Source organism: Alkalibacillus haloalkaliphilus C5 (genome assembly GCF_000269905.1).
Classification (GTDB): Bacteria; Bacillota; Bacilli; order Bacillales; family Alkalibacillaceae; genus Alkalibacillus; species Alkalibacillus haloalkaliphilus_A.
Window position 1 is genome coordinate 1 of sequence record NZ_AKIF01000241.1, and the last position, 2,148, is coordinate 2,148.

Sequence of the window (2,148 nt, forward strand, 5' to 3'; positions counted from 1 at the left end):
GATTTTAGTGCTTCGATGAGGCGGTTCGTCGTGGAAAGTTTAACTATTATGATTGAAGGGAAAGACATAAAACAAAGAGAAAATTATTTCCCTTTGTGAGGATTCAGCGTCAATCAACCAGAAAATAAATCAGAACGAAAGCACTCACGCTACTCTAGCTATGGCGTGGGTGTTTTTGTGTAATGCGAACACTTAATGCTACTCCTATTCGATTATAGAGTAGGAGGTATTTTATGAAGCATGAAGAGTTAAGCGCTTTGATTGCGCGATTGCAAAAGGACGATTACAAGACGATGGCAGTCAGACGTGTGCTACTGTTATTGTTCGAGAGGTTGCTTAGTCACGGCGATTATGAACACTTTCGCGAGACGATTTTATGGATCGTACATAGCGGACTGTTTCGCGAAGTCGTGAAAGATGAGGAGATGATCTCGTTAGCGAGTGAAATAGGTCTGAAGCGAGAGATGTTTAACCGCACCGCCAACTAGGGTACACATATAACAAAACCTCAAAAAAGGTGGTGCTATTATGGGCATACACACGAACAATAAAAATAAAAAAAGCGTTGACCCGAAGAAGAAAGGTGTATTTGAAGAAGACCGCACGCCCGTGCATGAGCACAAAGATTCGCAACTAACAGACGAGCCACCATTAGAGGACGTTAAAATTGAAGAACGCAACCAGAAGCAGCGTAACAAGAAGAAGAGTCAGAATACCTCGCAGAGTGAGAGGAAGTATAAGAAGGATCAGTAAGGAAAAGCACTTTTGTCTATTTAGGCAAAAGTGCTTAATTATAGATATAAAAGCAAGCACACTTGGTTAAAAGAGTGCTTGCTTTTATACAATTCTATTAAGCTGTAATTCAAACCCCTAAGAAATTAAAGAAGTTATGTAATTACGCAACTGCATTATTAGTTGTATCATTCTTTCTCTTTAGAGTCTGAATACCATCAACTAGTAAGCAAATGAATGCAGCCCAGTGCAGCATCATTCCAAGTACTGGGATAAAGCCTAATGTACTAGCAATAATACCTAGAACAGGTCCCCAAATAGGAAGGCCTTCATTCTTAGAGAAGACTAAAGTAACAATGTGAAATACTAACATAAATAATAGCGGTGTCCAATAAAGTGCAAGAATAAATCCTCCACCTAGACCAGGAATACCTAAGAAAAACTCTAAACCTGCACCAACAAGTTTTAACACTCCAGCTAGTATCATAATCCCACCTCCAATCATTAAATATAAATATATTTTACCATAATTTTTACAATATTCAACTAAATTTGATAAAAAAACACATAGAATGCTTTTATAGTTCTTTTAACCCATTATAGATTAACTAAAAATAAATTAAAAGGATTATTGAAGGGGGAGAGGTATGAACACCTTTAATAGCGATGAATATTCAATAGGATATGTTGGACATACAGATACGAGAGAAATTCCTGTTTCAGGTAATGAGGTACCAATGGAGTCACTTGCAACCAAAGAAACGTAGTCTATGAGTGAGTGGAATAACCTATATATTGTTATTATAATAATACTAGATTTCAAACAATAAGTAGATATTTTAGCTTTAGATAAAATTTTATGTAATTTGTAAGGTTATTTTTCTGTTATAATTTCACAGATATGTTTACCTTAAACTATTATGAAGATCTAAAAGTAGCACGAGGAAAGTACATAATGTTAATGGATGATGACTTAAATCAGTAGTATAAAATGAATTGTACACCTAAAAGTGATTCCAAATAGAAAAAATAGAGAAATGAAAATTGCTTAATTGTTGAGGAATTAAGCGATTCTTTTGGTATTTAGGCGATTTTTCTGATATTTAAGCGAAATTCTTAATAATTAAGCGAACGTTTAATTAATTGGACGTTCGCTTAAATACTGTGTTGATTGGAAGTATGCGGGACTTCAATTATCTGGTGGTTTTATAATAATCCGGCGAACGCCGGATTATCCGAGCCATTGTCTTATTAGTCTTTCTGATGCTCATAGCAATAGATTTTTCCGTTAAACCTCTTTTGTGATAAGCAATACGCTTTTACTTTCTCCGAGACAGGTTGGGAGCATACTATACAGGTTGCCTTTTCATTTGTACTCGGTTTTTCTAATGCCTCTTTATGTGCTTGCCAAATTTT

General features: G+C 35.5%; 3 protein-coding genes. 2 read left to right on the forward strand and 1 reads right to left on the reverse strand.

Annotated features, from left to right (window positions below; all coding sequences use genetic code 11):
- The first annotated feature begins 257 nt into the window (after positions 1 to 257).
- Both A194_RS0115960 and A194_RS0115965 read left to right on the forward strand, forming a co-directional pair.
- The gene (locus A194_RS0115960; RefSeq protein ID WP_157783088.1) at positions 258 to 488 is read left to right on the forward strand and encodes a hypothetical protein; all 231 of its coding nucleotides are present in this window, start codon (positions 258 to 260) and stop codon (positions 486 to 488) included.
- Positions 489 to 528: 40 nt separating this feature from the next.
- Positions 529 to 753, forward strand: a complete 225-nt coding sequence (locus A194_RS0115965; protein ID WP_017187782.1) for a hypothetical protein — start codon at positions 529 to 531, stop codon at positions 751 to 753.
- Positions 754 to 895: 142 nt separating this feature from the next.
- Here the strand turns inward: A194_RS0115965 and A194_RS0115970 are convergent, their stop codons facing one another.
- A complete protein-coding gene (locus A194_RS0115970) occupies positions 896 to 1,219 on the reverse strand; it encodes a hypothetical protein (protein ID WP_017187783.1) in 324 nt (107 codons plus the stop codon).
- Between the last annotated feature and the right edge of the window lie 929 nt (positions 1,220 to 2,148).